Source organism: Pseudomonas sp. Con_6 (assembly GCF_059379395.1).
The window spans coordinates 953,803-970,133 of record NZ_CM182011.1 but is presented as its reverse complement, the minus strand read 5'-3'; the positions used below and the strand labels follow the sequence as shown (position 1 = coordinate 970,133).

Annotated in this window: 15 protein-coding genes; 4 read left to right on the top strand and 11 right to left on the bottom strand. The window is 64.4% G+C overall.

What is annotated here, in order from left to right:
- Positions 1–16 precede the first annotated feature (16 nt).
- The 9 genes from AC5QPF_RS04495 to AC5QPF_RS04455 form a co-directional block, all read right to left on the bottom strand.
- Positions 17–880 (bottom strand): aldose epimerase family protein, encoded by an 864-nt coding sequence (locus AC5QPF_RS04495; protein ID WP_494962189.1) that lies wholly within the window; start codon positions 878–880, stop codon positions 17–19.
- Positions 881–904: 24 nt separating this feature from the next.
- The gene (locus AC5QPF_RS04490; RefSeq protein WP_494962188.1) at positions 905–1,828 is read right to left on the bottom strand and encodes an EamA family transporter; all 924 of its coding nucleotides are present in this window, start codon (positions 1,826–1,828) and stop codon (positions 905–907) included.
- A 53-nt stretch (positions 1,829–1,881) separates the two neighbouring features.
- Entirely contained in the window at positions 1,882–3,162 is a 1,281-nt protein-coding gene (locus tag AC5QPF_RS04485) for a TRAP transporter large permease subunit (protein ID WP_494962187.1), read from the bottom strand.
- Positions 3,163–3,690 (bottom strand): TRAP transporter small permease subunit, encoded by a 528-nt coding sequence (locus AC5QPF_RS04480; RefSeq protein ID WP_494962186.1) that lies wholly within the window; start codon positions 3,688–3,690, stop codon positions 3,163–3,165.
- 60 nt (positions 3,691–3,750) lie between these two features.
- A complete protein-coding gene (locus AC5QPF_RS04475) occupies positions 3,751–4,716 on the bottom strand; it encodes a TRAP transporter substrate-binding protein DctP (RefSeq protein WP_494962185.1) in 966 nt (321 codons plus the stop codon).
- A 68-nt stretch (positions 4,717–4,784) separates the two neighbouring features.
- The gene (locus AC5QPF_RS04470; RefSeq protein WP_494962184.1) at positions 4,785–5,663 is read right to left on the bottom strand and encodes a glucurono-1,5-lactonase; all 879 of its coding nucleotides are present in this window, start codon (positions 5,661–5,663) and stop codon (positions 4,785–4,787) included.
- Positions 5,664–5,687: 24 nt separating this feature from the next.
- Positions 5,688–6,494: an NAD-dependent epimerase/dehydratase family protein gene (locus AC5QPF_RS04465; RefSeq protein WP_494962183.1), complete on the bottom strand. Its 807-nt coding sequence runs from the start codon at positions 6,492–6,494 to the stop codon at positions 5,688–5,690.
- Between the two features lie 136 nt (positions 6,495–6,630).
- Positions 6,631–7,869 (bottom strand): OprD family outer membrane porin, encoded by a 1,239-nt coding sequence (locus AC5QPF_RS04460; protein ID WP_494962182.1) that lies wholly within the window; start codon positions 7,867–7,869, stop codon positions 6,631–6,633.
- Positions 7,870–8,376: 507 nt separating this feature from the next.
- Positions 8,377–8,712, bottom strand: a complete 336-nt coding sequence (locus AC5QPF_RS04455) for a hypothetical protein (RefSeq protein WP_494962181.1) — start codon at positions 8,710–8,712, stop codon at positions 8,377–8,379.
- Between the two features lie 665 nt (positions 8,713–9,377).
- On the opposite strand from AC5QPF_RS04455, the gene AC5QPF_RS04450 reads away from it, so the two are divergent.
- Entirely contained in the window at positions 9,378–10,355 is a 978-nt protein-coding gene (locus AC5QPF_RS04450; RefSeq protein ID WP_494962180.1) for a helix-turn-helix domain-containing protein, read from the top strand.
- Positions 10,356–10,364: 9 nt separating this feature from the next.
- On the opposite strand, the gene AC5QPF_RS04445 is transcribed toward AC5QPF_RS04450, so the two are convergent.
- Both AC5QPF_RS04445 and AC5QPF_RS04440 read right to left on the bottom strand, forming a co-directional pair.
- The gene (locus tag AC5QPF_RS04445; RefSeq protein WP_494962179.1) at positions 10,365–12,284 is read right to left on the bottom strand and encodes a tyrosine-protein phosphatase; all 1,920 of its coding nucleotides are present in this window, start codon (positions 12,282–12,284) and stop codon (positions 10,365–10,367) included.
- A gap of 133 nt (positions 12,285–12,417) precedes the next feature.
- Entirely contained in the window at positions 12,418–13,371 is a 954-nt protein-coding gene (locus AC5QPF_RS04440; RefSeq protein WP_494962178.1) for a LysR substrate-binding domain-containing protein, read from the bottom strand.
- A gap of 135 nt (positions 13,372–13,506) precedes the next feature.
- Here AC5QPF_RS04440 and AC5QPF_RS04435 point away from each other — a divergent pair, with 135 nt between their 5' ends.
- The 3 genes from AC5QPF_RS04435 (at position 13,507) to AC5QPF_RS04425 (ending at position 16,324) form a co-directional block, all read left to right on the top strand.
- On the top strand, positions 13,507–14,241 hold the full coding sequence (locus tag AC5QPF_RS04435) for an AzlC family ABC transporter permease (protein WP_494962177.1): 735 nt from the start codon (positions 13,507–13,509) through the stop codon (positions 14,239–14,241).
- Positions 14,238–14,564, top strand: coding sequence for an AzlD domain-containing protein (locus AC5QPF_RS04430; RefSeq protein ID WP_494962176.1), 327 nt, complete (start codon positions 14,238–14,240; stop codon positions 14,562–14,564). The genes AC5QPF_RS04435 and AC5QPF_RS04430 overlap by 4 nt, the downstream gene beginning before the upstream one ends.
- Before the next feature lie 224 nt (positions 14,565–14,788).
- Entirely contained in the window at positions 14,789–16,324 is a 1,536-nt protein-coding gene (locus AC5QPF_RS04425) for an ATP-binding cassette domain-containing protein (protein WP_494962175.1), read from the top strand.
- Positions 16,325–16,331 lie beyond the last annotated feature (7 nt).

The following is a 16,331-nucleotide window of genomic DNA, read 5'->3' as shown; positions in this document are numbered from 1 at the left end:
TTGTTCTGCAGAAGCGTCAGGCTGGCTGGTATTGCAGCCTGAACCCGAGGCTCGCCTCCTCTCCCTGCTGCAACAGGCGCAAGCCCGGCCGTCCCGGCAGATGATGGGCATTGACCGGATGGCTCACCGGCTCCACGCAGAAGAACGGCTTGTCCTGCGGGCAGAACAACAGCATGTAGTCGGCCCCGGTGGCCTGGCACTCCAGCCGATAACCCGGCTGCTCGATCACGCAATCACCCGTCCAGCCACTGAACGCATGATCCACCTGCCGCTCCGGCAACGCCGCAAGCGCCGGGAACGCCCAGTCCTCGGGAATTTCTGCCTCGTACGACGGCAAGCCGCCCTCCTCTGCCAACCACACCCGACGCGCCGCCGCCCGCAAACGGGTCTGCGGATGACGCGGAAAATACGGATGCAGCCCCAACCCGTACCAGTTGGCCTTCTCGTCCAGATGAGTCACATGCAGGTCCAGGTTCAGGCAGCCTTCGTGCAGATGCACATCCAGAGTCGCCTGGTAGGCGAACGGCCATTCGCTGTCGAGGGTCAGGCGCACCCGCCGCTCGCTGTGATGATCGACCTGCCAGGCCTGTTGCCAGGCACTGCCGTGAATCGGATAGGGATCATGATCGGTATTCGGTGCAAGCGCCTGCCAGCCATCGGGACGCTCGAAGCCGCCCCCGGCGATGCGGTTGGACCAGGGCAGCAGCGGGTAGCAGCCCAGCCGCCGCGGCGTCCCCGCCGCCTTGGCCTCTTCGTCGGCAGGGCGCAGCAGCGCCTCCCCGGTCGCCCGCACCTCCCAGTTGACCAGGCTGCCGCCCAGTTCGGGGGCGATGCTCAGTCGGGTCAGGCGATCCTGCAGATACAACTCGGATAAGGCCATCGAAGGCTCCTGTGGATAAAGGTCTCAGCCGCTCTTGCGCCAGGTGAGCAGGACGATGCCCGCCACCACCACCGCGCCGCCAAGCAGTTGCAGGCCACTCAGTTGCTGGTCGAGCAAGGCCCAGCCCAGCAGCAGGGTGGCGATGGGTTCGATATTCATCACCGGTGCGTTCTGCGCCATGTTCAGCCTTGGCACACAGACGAACAGCAAGGTGAAGGCCACGCCGTAGAGCACAACCAGGCTCGCCAGCGCCAGCCAGCCGGTGCCACTGCCGGGCGCCGACAAGCCGGCCGGCATCACCCCGCTCATGCCGGCGACCAGCATGCTGGAGAAGACGATGACCAGGGTCAGCAGGCTGCGCACCGGCCCGCGCAGGGCGGCCAGCTTGTGATCGGTGATCCACAGCGCGCAGGCGAAGGCGCAGGCGGCGCAGAAGGCCAGGCTGACGCCGAGGGTCCAGTGCGGGTTGGCCGCGCCGCTGTCGGCCAGGCGTGCCGGGACGTCCAGGGCCAGCACCAGTCCGCAGAGAATCAGGCCCATGAACAGTACGGTGCGGCCAGTGGGACGGGGTCCGCCCAGGGCCCAGCTCAGCAGCGCCAGCAACATCGGAAAGGTGTTGCCCACCAGCAAGGCGAGCGCCACCGGAATCCGTGCCACGGCCGAATACAGGCACAGGCTCTGGGTGGCGATCAGCAGGCCGAGCAACAGTTGCCAGCGCAGAGCACCGGCCGGAACGGCCAGCGGTTGGCGCTGCCAGGCCAGCAAGCCGGCGAGTACCAGCAAGGTGATTCCGGAACGACACAGGATCGCGAGCAATACGCCGGTGCCGTCATCGAAAGCGAAGCGCGCGGCGATATGGTTGCCGGCGAAGGAACAGGCCAGCAGCGCGAGAAGCGCGATCGCCAGTTTGCGCGGGAACAGCGCGGGTGCAGCGGAGGGAACAGCCATTTGCAGAGTCCGTTCGGTTAGCGTTTTGGGGCCGCGTTGCGGCCCCCTGGTTCTTACAGAACCACGCTAGGCAGCCAGAGAGAAATTGCAGGAATGTAGGTCACCGCCATCAGCACCAGGAACAGCGCCAGGTAGAACGGCAGCAGCGCCTTCACCGTGGACTCGATGGACACCTTGCCGATGGCCGATCCCACGAACAGCACCGCCCCCACCGGTGGCGTGATCAGACCGATACCCAGGTTCACCAGCATGATCATGCCGAAGTGCACCGGGTCGACGCCGATGCCGTTGATCACCGGCAGCAGGATCGGCGTCAGGATCAGGATCAGCGGCGCCATGTCCATCACCGTGCCCAGCAGCAACAGCATGAAGTTGATGCACATCAGGATCACATAGCGGTTATCCGACAGGGTCAGGAACGCCGTGGTGATCTTCGACGGGATCTGCATCAGGGTCATGACATAGCCGAAGCTCGCCGCAAAGCCGATCAGGATCATCACGATGGAGATGGTCCGCACCGTGCGGTGCATCAGCTTGGGCAGGTCGCGCCACTTGTAGTCGCGGTAGATGAACATGGTCACGAAGAACGACCAGACCACCGCCACCGCTGCCGATTCGGTCGCGGTGAACACGCCCGAGAGGATGCCGCCAAGGATGATGACCATGGCCATCAGGCCCCAGAGCGCCTCACCGGCGATCTTCAGTGCCTGGCGCAGCGGGATCACTTCGCCCTTGGGGTAGTTGCGCTTCTTGGCGAAGAGCAGGCACAGGCCCATCATCACCGCGCTGAGCAGCAACCCGGGCATGACCCCGGCCATGAATAGCGAGGCGATGGAAACCGTACCGCCCGCCGCCAGCGAGTAGAGCACCGAGTTATGGCTGGGCGGGGTCAGCAGCGCCTGCACCGAGCCACTGACGGTCACCGCCGTGGAGAACTCCCGCGGATAGCCCTTGCGCTCCATCTCGGGAATCAGCACCGAACCCACCGACGCGGTATCCGCCACCGACGACCCGGAGATCGCACCGAAGAAGGTCGAGGCCATGATGTTGACCAGCGACAGCCCGCCCCGCACGAAGCCCACCAGCACCCCGGCGAACGCCACCAGGCGCCGGGACATGCCGCCCTCGGCCATGATCGCGCCGGCCAGGACGAAGAACGGAATGGCCAGCAGGGAGAACTTGTTCACCCCGCTGGCGACCTGGATCATCATCGCCTGCAGCGGGATGTCGATCCACCAGGCGCCGATCAGCGCGGCCAGGCCCAAGGCGTAGGCCACCGGCATGCCGATGACGATGAGCAGGATGAAGCTGCCCAGGAGAATGAAGGCATCCATTTATGCAGCTCCTTCGTTTTCTTCCACCAGGTCGAAACGCACCACCTTGCGGTGGCTCTGGTCGCCCAGCATGAGTTTTTCCAGCACGAAGCTCAGGGTCAGCAGGCCGCCGACGGGGATCGGTGCGTAGGTCATGCCCACGCGCACGCCCGGCAGCGAGGCAAGAAACTGGTTCCATGTGGTGATGCACAGCTTGGCGCCGTACCAGATCATGAACAGCGACACGAGGACCATCAGCACCTGCACCAGCATGGCGACCACGCCACGCAAGGCCGGTGGCAGGCGATCGGTGGCCATCGACACCGCCATGTGCGCGCCGGCGCGATAGCTGGCGGCGGCACCGACGAAGGTGAACACCACCATCAGCAGGATCGCCACCGGCTCCGGCCAGCTGGAGCCGGTGCCGAGGATGTAACGGGCGAAGATGCCCCAAGGGATGATCAGGGTCATGGCCAGGACCGACAGGCCCGCCACCCAGATGCAACTGCGGTACAGCGTGTCGTTCAGGCGCAGAAAGAACGATTTCATAGGCATCACCAAAGCGGTCGCGCAACACGGGCTGCGCGACCAGGGTCGATGTGGAAGGGGTTACTGAACGGCGTCGATGCGCTTCATCAGATCGGCGTATTGCGCGCCGTATTTTTCGCGTACCGAGGCAGTGGCGTCATAGAACGGCTTCTTGTCGACCACGATGAACTCGACACCGGCTGCCTTGAGCTTTTCCTCGCTGGCGGCGGACTTGGCGTCCCACAGTGCACGCTCTTCGAACTGCGCCTCGCGGGCGACCTTCTTCACCAGCGCCTGCTGGTCAGGGGTCAGCTTGTTCCAGGTGGTCTTCGACATCACCACCGGCTCCGGCAGGATCAGGTGACTGGTGAGGGTGAAGTACTTGGCGTTCTGGAAGTGGTTGTGTTCCAGCAGGGTCGGCGGGTTGTTTTCGGCACCGTCGATTACCCCGGTCTGCAGGGCACTGAAGATCTCGCCGGTGTCCATGGCGATGCCGTTGCCACCCATGGCGTTCATCATGTCGATGAACAGCGGGTTGCCCTGCACGCGGATCTTCATGCCCTTGAGGTCTTCCAGCGAGCGCACCGGCTTCTTGGTGTAGAGGCTGCGGGTGCCGCCATCCATCCAGGCCAGGGCGACCAGGTTGAATTCTGAATTGGTGATCTTGTCGAGGATCTCCTGACCGATCTCGCCGTCGATGACCTTGCGCATGTGTTCATGGTCGCGGAACACGAACGGCATGTTGAACACGTTCACATCCGGCACCACCGGCCCGACGATGCCCAGGCTGACCCGGGCCATCTGCACGGCACCGATCTGCGCCTGTTCGATGACTTCCTTCTCGGACCCCAGCACGCCGCCGGCGAACATCTTGAAGGTGATTTCGCCATTACTGGCCTGTTCCAGCTTCTTGCCCATGTTCTGCTCGGCGACCACTGTCGGGTAACCGGCCGGGTGGACGTCGGCGAACTTGATATCCACAGCGAAAGCGGATGCGGAGAAGACGAAAGGAAGCGCAGCGAGAAGCAGCTTGCGTTTGAAGGTCATGATGAAGCTCCGTGTTTTGTTGTTATTCGGTTTGGCTCGTATGACTGCGTTGTCCAGCGGTGAGGCGTTCAGGTGCGCGAAGCGGGTTCCTCCAGGCCTTTGACGCCGGGGTTCAGGGCGAACACGCCGCCGGCCAGAGGCTGATCGGAAAGATCACCTGCCGGGCGGATCGAGGTGACGAACAGGGTGTCGAGGCCGGCGCCACCGAAGGCGCACATCGCCGGCTTCTTCACTGGCACTTCCAGCGAGCGGTCGAGGCGCCCGTCAGGGGTGAAACGGTGGATCAACCCGGCATCGTTGCCGCAGATCCAGTAGCAACCGTCCTCGTCGATGGCGGCGCCGTCAGGACGACCGGGATGCCCGTGCATATCGACGAACACCCGCTGGTTGTGGGGCGTGGCGGTGTCGATGTCGTAGTCGAAGACCCAGATGGTCTGCACGCTCGGGTGCGAGTCGGAGAGGTACATGCGCCTGCCGTCCGGGCTGAAGGCCAGGCCGTTGGGCACCAGCATGCCGTCGAGCTGCCGGTGCAGGCAGCCTTCGCCGTCGTGCCGGTACAGCGCGCCGACCGGGACGCCCTGCTGCATGTCCATCAGCATGGTGCCGGCCCAGAAGCGTCCCTGGCGGTCGCAGCGGCCATCGTTGAAGCGCATGCCGTCACGGGCATGGGTCACCGGGCTGAGCAGGCGGCTGTCGAGACGTCCATCGGCCGTGGCGGTTACCTGGAAGATCCCGCTCTCCATGCCGGCTACCCAGCCGTCGCCGGAGCGGGCGATGCAGGCAAGCATCTCGTCGCCCTGCCAGACCTGATGCCTGCCATCGGCCGCACGCCAGCGATGCAGTTGGCGCGCCGGGATGTCAGCCCAGTACAGGGCCTGCTCGCCGGCGTGCCACACCGGGCTTTCGCCGGTACCGTTGCGGGCGTCGACGATCAGTTCGCAATTCATGGGCTTGCCTCCTGGCGCGCGGGATCAGTTGAAGGGACCAGCCGCGACGAAGGCGCCGCCCTGGTAGACCATGGAAGGATCATCGGCGGCCGGTGCCGGCTGGGCCTCCACCTGGGCGCGGAAGACCTCGGAGGTGTCCTTGGGCACGTAGCCCAGGTGCTCGGCGTAGCGGTTGTCCCACCACACGGTGCGGTTGTCGGAGGCGCCGTAGACGATGGTGTGCCCGACGTCCGACGTGGTCAGGCCGCGCTGGATCAGTTGGGTCAGGTCGTCGTAGCTCAGCCAGGTGCAGAGCATCCGCGGGTTCTGTGGCTGGTCGAAGGACGAGCCGATGCGGATGCTGACGGTCTCGATGCCGTAGCGGTCGAAGTAGAAGCTGGCCACGTCCTCGCCGTAGCACTTGGACAGGCCGTAGTAGCTGTCGGGACGGCGCGGCGAACGGGCGTCGATGCGCTCGTCCTGGCGGTAGAAACCGATGGTGTGGTTGGAGCTGGCGAAGATGATGCGCTTGACCCCGTGCTTGCGTGCGGCCTCGTAGATATGGAACACGCCGCAGATGTTGGGGCCGAGGATGTCCTCGAAGGAATGCTCGGTGGACACGCCGCCGAAGTGGAGGATCGCGTCGACGCCTTCCACCAGGGCATGCACCGCCGCCTTGTCGGCAAGGTCGCAGGTCACGACTTCTTCGTGAGGGCCGGCTGCTGGGGCCATGGGACTGATATCGGACAGGCGCAGAACCTCGGTGAAGCCTTGCAGGCGTTCGCGGAGGATCTTGCCCAGGCCGCCTGCGGCTCCGGTGAGCAGCAGGCGATTGAACGGAGTGGTGGTCATGGCCGGCTCTGTCTTGTTATTGGTTGTTGTAGGTTGTCGTACGACTAGACCGATTATCGACAGCGTTTCCCGCGCTTGTCAACGTAAAACCCACCCGACGGCAAGGCCGATGCGCGACCCCGCCGTCGGCGCGGTGTTACAGCAGCGACAGCGGGTAGTTGAAGATCAGGCGGTTCTCGTCGAACTCGTTGTTGCTGTAGTCGCGACGGATGCTGGAATTGCGCCAGCGGATACTCAGGTTCTTGAATGTACCGCTCTGGATCACGTAGGCCAGCTCGGACTCGCGTGCCCATTCCTTGCCGTCGGTGATGGCCCCGGTGTGCACGTCCTTGCCGCTGATGTAGCGGTTCATCAGGGTCAGCCCGGGAATGCCGACGCCAGCGAAGTTGAAGTCATGACGCACCTGCCAGGAGCGCTCCTCGGAGAGATCGAAGCTGGAGTTGTAGCTGTCGTTGGCCAGGGTGCCGCCGCTGGTGCCGTTGACCCGCATCCAAGTGTTGCCGTCGACACGCTGCAGGCCCAGGTAGAAGGTGCTGCTGCCGTACTTGGCGGAGAACATGCCTGAGTAGGTCTTGTTGTCGAGCTTGCCGGCGCGGGCGGCGCCATCGTCGTCGCCATGGAAGTAGCCGAGGTTGGCGCCGAAGGTCCAGTCGCCCAGCGGCTGCAGGTGGCTGACCTGCAGGTATTGCTGTTCGTAGACGTCCTTGAGCACCGCGTTCCACAGGCCGAACAGCGTGCGGTCCTGGTTGAACTTGTATTCACCGCCGACGAAATTGAAGCGATCCGAGACCCCGCCACCGTAGGTCATGTCGTCCATGCTCGCGTCGTTGCGCGGGCTGTTGCCGCGGAACTGGCCGCCGTAGAGGGTCAGCCCGGCAATCTCGTTGGAGGTGACCTGGCCGCCGCGGAAGGTCTGCGGCAGCGAGCGACCATCGTCCGAGCGCAGGATCGGCAACACCGGCATCCACTCACCGACCTTCAGTTCGGTCTTGGAAATGCGCATCTTCCCCGCCACCGCCAGGCGCCCGTACTCATCGGCAGGACGACCGTCGTCATGGCGTGGCAACAGCGCCGTACCGTAGGTGCCGCCACCGCCATCCAGCTTCACCGACCACAGGCCCAGCACATCGGCACCAAACCCGACCGTGCCTTCGGTAAAGCCGGAGCGGGCATCGAGGATGAAGCTCTGGGTCCACTCCTCGGCCTTGCTCTGCGGGTTGGCGGGGTTGGTGAAGTTGCGGTTGATATAGAAGTTGCGCAGGCCGAGGGTGGCCTTCGAATCCTCGATGAAACCGGCGGCGGAGCCGGTGCCAGGCAGGCTGGCGAGCAGGCCGGTGCCGACCAGGGCGAACGGAAGGGTGTGGCGGATTTTCATTGTTGTTGTGCTCCCGAGGGTGTGGCAATCCGCCCGTTGGCAGGCGCAGGCGCGCCGCGACAGGAACGGAGGTCTGTCATCAGGCCCGTTGAGGGCCAGGAATGAATGCTTGGGGTCGGGGCGTCAGGCGCCCGAAGACATAGCCGGCGAGCCGAAGGGGCTGGCGGGAGAAATGAACAGGCGCGAGCGGAGTGCGGGTGATGTCGACATGGGCAGATTCACTATTTGTAGTTTTTGTTGTGTGTTGTCGTACAACATGGCGAATTATTAGCAAGGGGAGGTTGGGCTGTCAACGGGGTGAGTCGTGGGATGACCAATGAATTGGCCGCAATTTGCGGGATTCGGTCAGGAAGGGCTCTAGTTCGAAGGCTGGATGAGTTGAGCTGGGAGGTACTACGACAAGCGGTCGAAAGCGGGACACGGACCCTGTGGGAGCGGGTTTACCCGCGATTGCGGTGCTGAACTCACTACCATAATCGCGGGTGAACCCGCTCCCACAGGTCCCTGCTAGCTCAATGAGTCTTGTGTTGTTCCGCCGTCGGCCAGCTTCTCGGCAATTCCCCTAAGCATCGACTCGGCCAGTGCCTGCCCTGCTTCCAGGGTGTGCTGGGTAGCCCAGAGCATGCCGGCCAGGTGCTTGTCCTTGACGACGTCGCAAGCCTGGAGATTGAGTTCGAAAGCGGAACGCAGGAGGACCACGAGATGGGCCATGGCTTCTTCCACGTCGGCACCAGCGCAGACGGCGAAGAGTGGAGGATGGTGGCCGTCGCATGCGGCGAACGGGGTGTGGACGGTCAGAGCGCGATGGGTTGGAACGGGTGGATCGGGAACGATCTTCTTCATGACGTTAACCTTGCCGTTGGGGCTGTCACGAGTCGCTGTCAAACGAACGGGTGGCAGCTGTACATGGGTTGACAGACCGAGGCAAGGTATCCCGGCGCGCACGAATGCGCCCCACGTACAGCCGCCATAACACGGAACCGCAGCAAAGAGCTGTGGCTGGTGAAATTGGATGCTGATGGGAACCTTGCACGGCCTGTCAAAGCCGGTCGTCAAACCTCGACGACGGAGGCAAGACTAGGCAGCGATTCCCCAGCACGCAACGACTGAAAGGCCGCGGGAGTATGCTTGGGAAATTGCCTACATAGAAGCCGGAAATGGATGAAGTTTCGTAGCTGTTTATGGCAGGACAGGCATCGAATTGATGGTGCGGCTGCTGGCCTCATCGCCAGCGCTCATGGACCCCACACAAGGCACTGATTAGCAGGGGACGGCGTGGGAGCGGATTCATCCGCGATTGGGCACGAAGCGGCCATAAAACCTGAGTCCGCGGTGTGTCAGGAAAACTTGGGACTCAGGTTTTACGGCGGCTTCGCCGCCGATCGCGGATGAATCCGCTCCCACGCCGACAGCGGCGCACTTACGGTCTGCGACAGCGAAGCCCATCATCAGCCTGTAACCACCCTGCCCTACCCTGTTCATCCCCCAGAATCCCCCGAAGACCAACAATGAATCTGGCCCCCGACAGCGCCCGCCATTCCTTCATGATCCGCTCCGAGAACATGAGCACCGACGAATTCGGCACCCTGTTCACGCGGATGTTCGGCGACCTCTACGCCGGTATGCCCCGCCCGGATCGCCAGGTCGCCATCGCCGGCGTCTACGGCCGCTACGATGGCGTGAGCTTTCGCAACCTGAGCTTTCGCGGCGACTTCCTCACCGGCCTGCCCGACGCCGACGACGAGATCACCTTCGTCTTCCCCACCGCCGGCCACATCGTGTTCAACCAGGCCAGCGAAACCGTGGGAACGCCACGGATCGCCCTGGCCGTGGAAAAGACTTCGGTGAAATCCGTGGGCTTCATGAACGGCCATTCCCAGTACGGCATGTCGATCCGCCGCTCGCTGTTCACCCGGCGCCTGTCGACCCTGCTGGGCAAGCCGATCGTCCACCCGGTGCGCTTCCGCCCGGTGGTGGACCTGGGTACCGACGCCTTCCAGGGCATCAAGGCCATTGTCGGCATGGCCACCGGCAGCGAATTCGACCAGTTGATGAACACCAGCTCGCTGATGCCCAGCCGTGTCCAGGAAATGCTCGTGGATTCGGTGCTGGATATCTGGCCGCACACCTACAGCGACGAACTCAAACGCCCGGAAAAACTCATCGCGCCGCGCCATGTGAAGCTGGCCGTGGAATACCTGCATGAGCACCCTGATGCCCTGGTCAGCGGCAGCGAACTGGCCGAGCTGACCCATATCAGCCTGCGCGCCTTGCAGGATGGCTTCCGCCGCTTCGTGGGAACCTCCATCATCGCCTATCAGCGCCAGGTGCGCCTGCAACGGGCCTACGACGTGCTCAAGCAGGGCACGTCGCAATCCATCAGCGAAATTGCCCTGGCCCTGGGCTTCAGCAATGTCGGACGGTTCTGTCAGTACTTCCAGAACGCCTATGGCATCAGCCCTGCCGATCTGCGCCGGCAGGGCTGAACAACGCGATCAGAATGCGTAGCTGGCCTTCAGGTTGCCGCTGACGCCATGGCTGTCGCCCCCGCCAATCACGCCGACTTCCGCACCCACGCTGAAATCGCCCAGGCCGGCGTTCAGGCTGAACGCCCCACTGAACTGGTCGCGGCCATCGAACGCGGCACGCTGTTCGATATCCAGCCCCAGCAGATGCCCCTGGCTGTCGACCTTGTTGTCACCCAGCGCATGCTCGTAACCCACTTCGAGCGCCGGCGTCAGTTGCCAGCCCGCACCCAGCCCCATCGAGGCGAAGGACGCCTTGAGGTTGGCGACCGCGCTGCGACGGGTCTGCTTGATGCCGTCCACATCGAGGGCCAGCTCGCTGCCTTTTTCCTGGAAGTCATCGAGGTCGATATGGCTGACCCGCAGGCCCAGGCTCGGTTCCAGGATCAGGCCAGACATCGGCAGACGATAGCCCAAAGCCAGGCTGGCGCCGGTCAGGGTGCCGTCGGTGTCGCCCTTGGCCGCGCCCAGGCCGCCGCCAAGTTCGCGCTTGCTGTCGTAGTCGAGGCGACCGCCACTCACGCCGGCATCGACAAACAGGCCACGGTCGAGGCTGTCGACAGCGAAACGCGCGCCGACCTTGATGAAGGTCAGGTCGATATCCACGTCACCGCTGGCCGCGCCGATGCTGCCACGGCTGTAGCCGATGCCGGCATGGGCGCTGAGCTGTTCGCTGAAGCGCTGGGTCAGGCCGACCATCATGCCCTGGGTGTGCTCGTTGCTGCTCTCGGCGCGGGACGAGCCGTCGTTGCCCTGGTAGCCGGCCAGCGCAGTGGTCCACAGGCGGTACTGGCCGATCTTCAGGTCGGTGCCGCTGGCGAACGGCGCGGCGGCCTTGTCCAGCAACGCGCCCTGGCGCAGCAGGTAGCTCGCGGCATCGGCATGCACCTGGCCGCCGACGGTAGCCTCGACGCCGCCCAGGCTGCCAGCGTCGATGGCCGATTGCAGATAGTAGTTGTAGCCGGTGTAGTCGCCGGACAGGCTGCTGTTCTGCAGCTCGGACAGCAACTGCGCGCCCGCCGCCGAGTTGCCCACGAGGCCGGCGGTGCCCGGCAGGCTGTTGTAGAAGACCATCTTGCCGCGCAGCACGTAGAGGGTTTCCTGGGACAGGCCGAGGCCTTCCTTGAGGTAGTTGTCCATGCTGCCGTATTCGGCGGTGACTTCGTCGAGGCCTGCCTGCAGATAGCTGGCCTGTACCCCGAGCAACGGCGCGTAGATCGCCGCCATGCTCGCCGGCATCGCCGCCAGGGTCGCGGCGACGCGTGCAACTGTGTAGTCGTTGGTGGCCAGGTAGTTCTGCATGATGGTGGCGCTGTCCACGCCGGCGATGCTCAGCAGCACGGCGGCAGTCCAGCCGGTGCGGTCCTTGCCCGCGGTGCAGTGGAACAGCGCGGCGCCATCGGCGGCGGCCAGCTCGTTGAACAGCACGCTGAATTGGCTGCGCATGCCGGCGTCGCTGACGAAGGCGCGGTTGGTCTCTTCCATCATGGCCACGGCTTGGGCGGCGCTGGTGAAAGAGATGTTGGTGACGTTGGAGCCTGAAGTAGTGCTGCCGATGATGTCGATGTTCTGGTATTCGGCGCCGGTGGGCAGGGTGTCCGGGGTCGCGGCGATCTCGCTCGGGGTACGCAGGTCGTAGACGTTGCTGATGCCGAGACTGTTCAACACCGCCAGGTCGGTGCCTTTGGGCGTCAGCGCATTGGAGCGGTAGAACACCCCGGAGCGCATCGTTCCATCATTGGCCGTGGTGTAGGCGGTGGAGGTCCCGGCGATATCGCGGAAGTTGTCGATGCCTGTCAACCGCGGGGTGTCGAGGCTGTAGGTCTCGGCGGCATGGGCGGCGATGGACAGGCTGAGGGCGGACAGGGAGAACAGAACACGAAGCAGCACGGCACAAGCCTCTTTGAGCGGGATGAGGCGGCCACTATCGTCAGGATTGCGTTAGCGAATATTACAAAAAGTCACCACGGAAAAATCCCGGCGCGATCTGTCCACAGTGTGCGTTTTCTGTCCGTAGCGGCTACTAGCTGAACTGGGCGATCAGCCAGTCCTTAAGACGACGAAACGCCGGGTCGTCGGCCTTTTCTTCCTTGAAGATCAGGTAATGCACCGTGTCGGCGAACACCAGTTCCTCGCTCACCGGCCGCACCAAACGCCCTTCCCGCAGCAACTCGCCGACCAGATGCTCCCAGCCCAACGCCACCCCCTGGTCATCAAGGGCCATCTGCATGAGCAGGACGAAATCGTTGCTGCTGAAGCGCTGTGCCGGCTCGCCCAACGGGACCTGCGTGCCATGGGACTGCATGGCGAACCACACATCCCAGTCCACCTGCTCGGACAACTGCGAGCGGCCATAGGGATTGAGATCGAGCAGCGCGCCGTTGCGCACGCCTTCCAGGGTATTCAGTTCGGGGTGGGCCTGCAGGTAGCGCGGCGAGCACACTGGGTAGACCACTTCATGGAACAGCGGGATGCGCCGGTAGCCGGGGCGCAGGTCGAAGATCTTGGTGATGTAGATGTCCGGTTCGCTACCCGGCTCCATCGCGAGGAAATGCTGGGTGGTGATGACGCTCACATCGATGTCGGGGTTGGCGCTGAAGAAGTCCTTCATCCGCCGTGCCAGCCACAACCCGGAAAACGCCGGTGAGCAGCACAGGGTCAGGCTGCGCTTGTCGCTCTGTTCGCGGCGAATCCGCTGGGTAGCCTGGGAGATGTTCAGCAAGGACAGCTGCGCCGCATCGAACAGCGTCGCCCCGGCCGCCGTCAGGGTGACTTCGCGCCCCGTGCGGGTGAACAGTTCGGTCCCCAGGTACAACTCCAGGTCGCGAATCTGCCGGCTGATGGCCGCCTGGGTCACGCACAGTGCTTCAGCAGCACGGGTGAAATTGCGGTACTTGGCCGCCGCGACGAAGGAGCGCATGGCCTTGAACGACGGCATGGCGATCAGCGACTGGTCGGGCGGTGCGTTTCTAGCCATAACAAAAACTGCCTGGTTTCTCGAAAAAAAAGTCGATTCTGCGGGTTCTGGGCGGGCCCTACACTCTATCGCACGATAAAGACGGATGCGCCTGTCATCCAGCACTGCGCGACAACACAACAAGAAGGAGTCGACATGGCCTTTCAAACGGGGCGGGAAGCGTTCATCCACGGCGCTCGCGCGCTGCTGCCGCTGATCCCGGGGGTGGTTCCGTTCGGCCTGGTCACCGGGGTCATGGCGATCAAGATGGGCATGACCCCGACCATGGCCATCGGCATGACCCTGCTGTTCTACTCCGGCTCGGCGCAGATGGTGGCCCTGCAACTTATCCACAGCGGCGTGCTGCCGGTGGCGATCGTGGCCACGGCACTGATCATCAACCTGCGCTTCGTCATGTACAGCGCCTCGCTGGCGCCGCACCTGCATCAATTGCCGCGACGCTGGACCTGGCCGATGTCCTACATGCTTTCTGACCAGTCCTACGCGCTGTGCACCCTGAAGTTTTCCGCCGGGGAGCTGGGGCGTTTCGGCTACCAGTACTACGCCGGCACGGCGGTGCTGATGTGGCTGGCGTGGAATCTCTCGGTGGCGGCCGGTGTTTACCTCGGTGGGAGCATTCCGGAGAGCTGGTCGCTGGGCTTTGCCATTCCATTGTCGTTCCTGGCCCTGCTGGTACCGGGCATTCGCAGCATGCCGGCACTGGTCGCGGCCATCGTCGGCGGCAGCATTGCCGTGCTGGCGGTGGACCTGCCCTACAACCTTGGTCTGGTGACGGCGTCCATCGGTGGGGTCATTGCCGGGGTGAGCGCGGAGAGCCTGCGGAAAAAACCCTCGGAAACGGCCTTCCAGGCTGAAGGAGAACGCCCATGAGCGACCTGGCCTTGTGGTGCCTGTTCCTGGTGATCGGCCTCGGCACGTTCGCCATCCGCCTGTCCTTCATCGAGCTTTACGGCAACCTGCGGGTACCGCCGGCGGTGAGCCGGGCGCTGGCCTACGTGCCGGCCAGCGTGCTGGCCGCGCTGGTGCTGCCGGCGGTGGTGTATCCGGAGGGACATGGTGATTTCGTGATCGGCAACCCGCAGATCCCGGCGGCCCTCCTCGCTGCGGTGGTGGCGTGGAAGACCCGCAATACCGTGCTGACGCTGGTGGTGGGGATGGGGGCGTTGTGGGGGTTGAAGATGACCATGAGCTGACTGCACTGGCCTCATCGCTGGCTTGCCAGCGATGAGGCCCTCGACGTTTTCAGGTCGCACCAGTTTGGCGCCGGCATCCGCCCCAAAATCACTCAACCCACCCTCCGCGAAAAATCCTCACCACCCCGCAACCCCTTTCCCAGGGCCCCTCGCGCAATAATCTGACCACTTGGCCATGTTTTTGCTTTGCAAGCTGCTCAACACATTCCTCCCCGAGCAGCCTCATGTCCGAATCCCCTTTGCGCCTGGAGCTACGCGCCATCACCAAGCGCTACCCCGGCACCCTGGCCAACGACCGCGTCGACCTGCGCATCGCCGCCGGTGAAATTCATGCCTTGCTCGGCGAGAACGGCGCCGGCAAGAGCACCCTGATGAAGATCATCTACGGCGTCACCGCGCCCGACTCCGGCCAGGTGCTGTGGGAAGGCCGCGCGGTGCAGGTCGCGGACCCGGCCCAGGCCCGCGCCCTGGGCATCGGCATGGTGTTCCAGCATTTCTCGCTGTTCGAAACCCTGACCGTGGCCGAGAACATCGCCCTGGCCCTGGGCCGCGACGCCGGCACGCCGAAGCAACTGGCCCCGCGCATCCGTGAGGTATCGCAACGCTACGGCATGGGCCTGGAACCAGAGCGCCTGGTGCATAGCCTGTCCATCGGCGAGCGCCAGCGTGTGGAGATCGTGCGCTGCCTGATGCAGGACATTCGTCTGCTGATCCTCGACGAGCCGACCTCGGTGCTCACCCCGCAAGAAGTCGACGAACTCTTCATCACCCTCCGCGCCCTGGCCGCCGAGGGCTGCTCGATCCTGTTCATCAGCCACAAGCTCAACGAAGTCCGCGCCCTGTGCCACGGCGCCACTGTGCTGCGCGGCGGCCGGGTCTCCGGCGCCTGTGTGCCTGCCGAGTGCAGCGACCTGCAACTGGCGCAACTGATGGTCGGCGACGCCGAGGGGCTGGAGGCCAGCTACCCGAAGAGCACCGGTGGCCTGCCGCGGCTGCGCGTCGACGACCTCAGCTGGCGTAACAAGGACCCGTTCGGCACGTCCTTCGAACACCTGCGCCTTGAGGTGCGCAGCGGCGAGATCGTCGGCATCGCCGGAGTCGCTGGCAATGGCCAGGACGAACTGCTGGCCCTGCTCAGCGGCGAGACGCGCCTGCCCGCCAGCGAGCGCGAACGCATCACCCTCGACAGCCAGCCCATGGCCCACCTCTACCCCGACGCCCGCCGCGCCCTCGGCCTGGCCTTCGTACCGGCCGAACGCCTCGGCCACGGCGCGGTACCGGACATGAGCCTGGCCGACAACGCCCTGCTCACCGCCTTCCAGCAGGGCCTGGTCAGCCGTGGCCTGATCCGCTCCGGCGAGGTGCTGGCACTGGCCGAGCGGATCATCCAGCGCTTCGCGGTGAAAACCCCGGACGCCCAGGCCAGGGCCCGCAGTCTGTCGGGGGGCAACCTGCAGAAATTCATCCTCGGCCGCGAGATCCTGCAGAACCCGAAGCTGCTGGTGGCCGCCCACCCGACCTGGGGCGTCGACGTCGGTGCGGCCGCAGCGATCCACCGCGCGCTGATCGCCCTGCGCGACGCGGGCGCGGCGATCCTGGTGATCTCCGAAGACCTCGACGAACTCTTCCAGATCAGCGACCGCATCGGCGCCCTGTGCAGCGGCCGCCTGTCTGCGCTCAAAGCCACCGCCCAGACCCAGACCGTGGAGGTCGGCCGCTGGATGGCCGGCCAGTTCGATACCGCGCAAGACGCCGCCTGACGAGAAG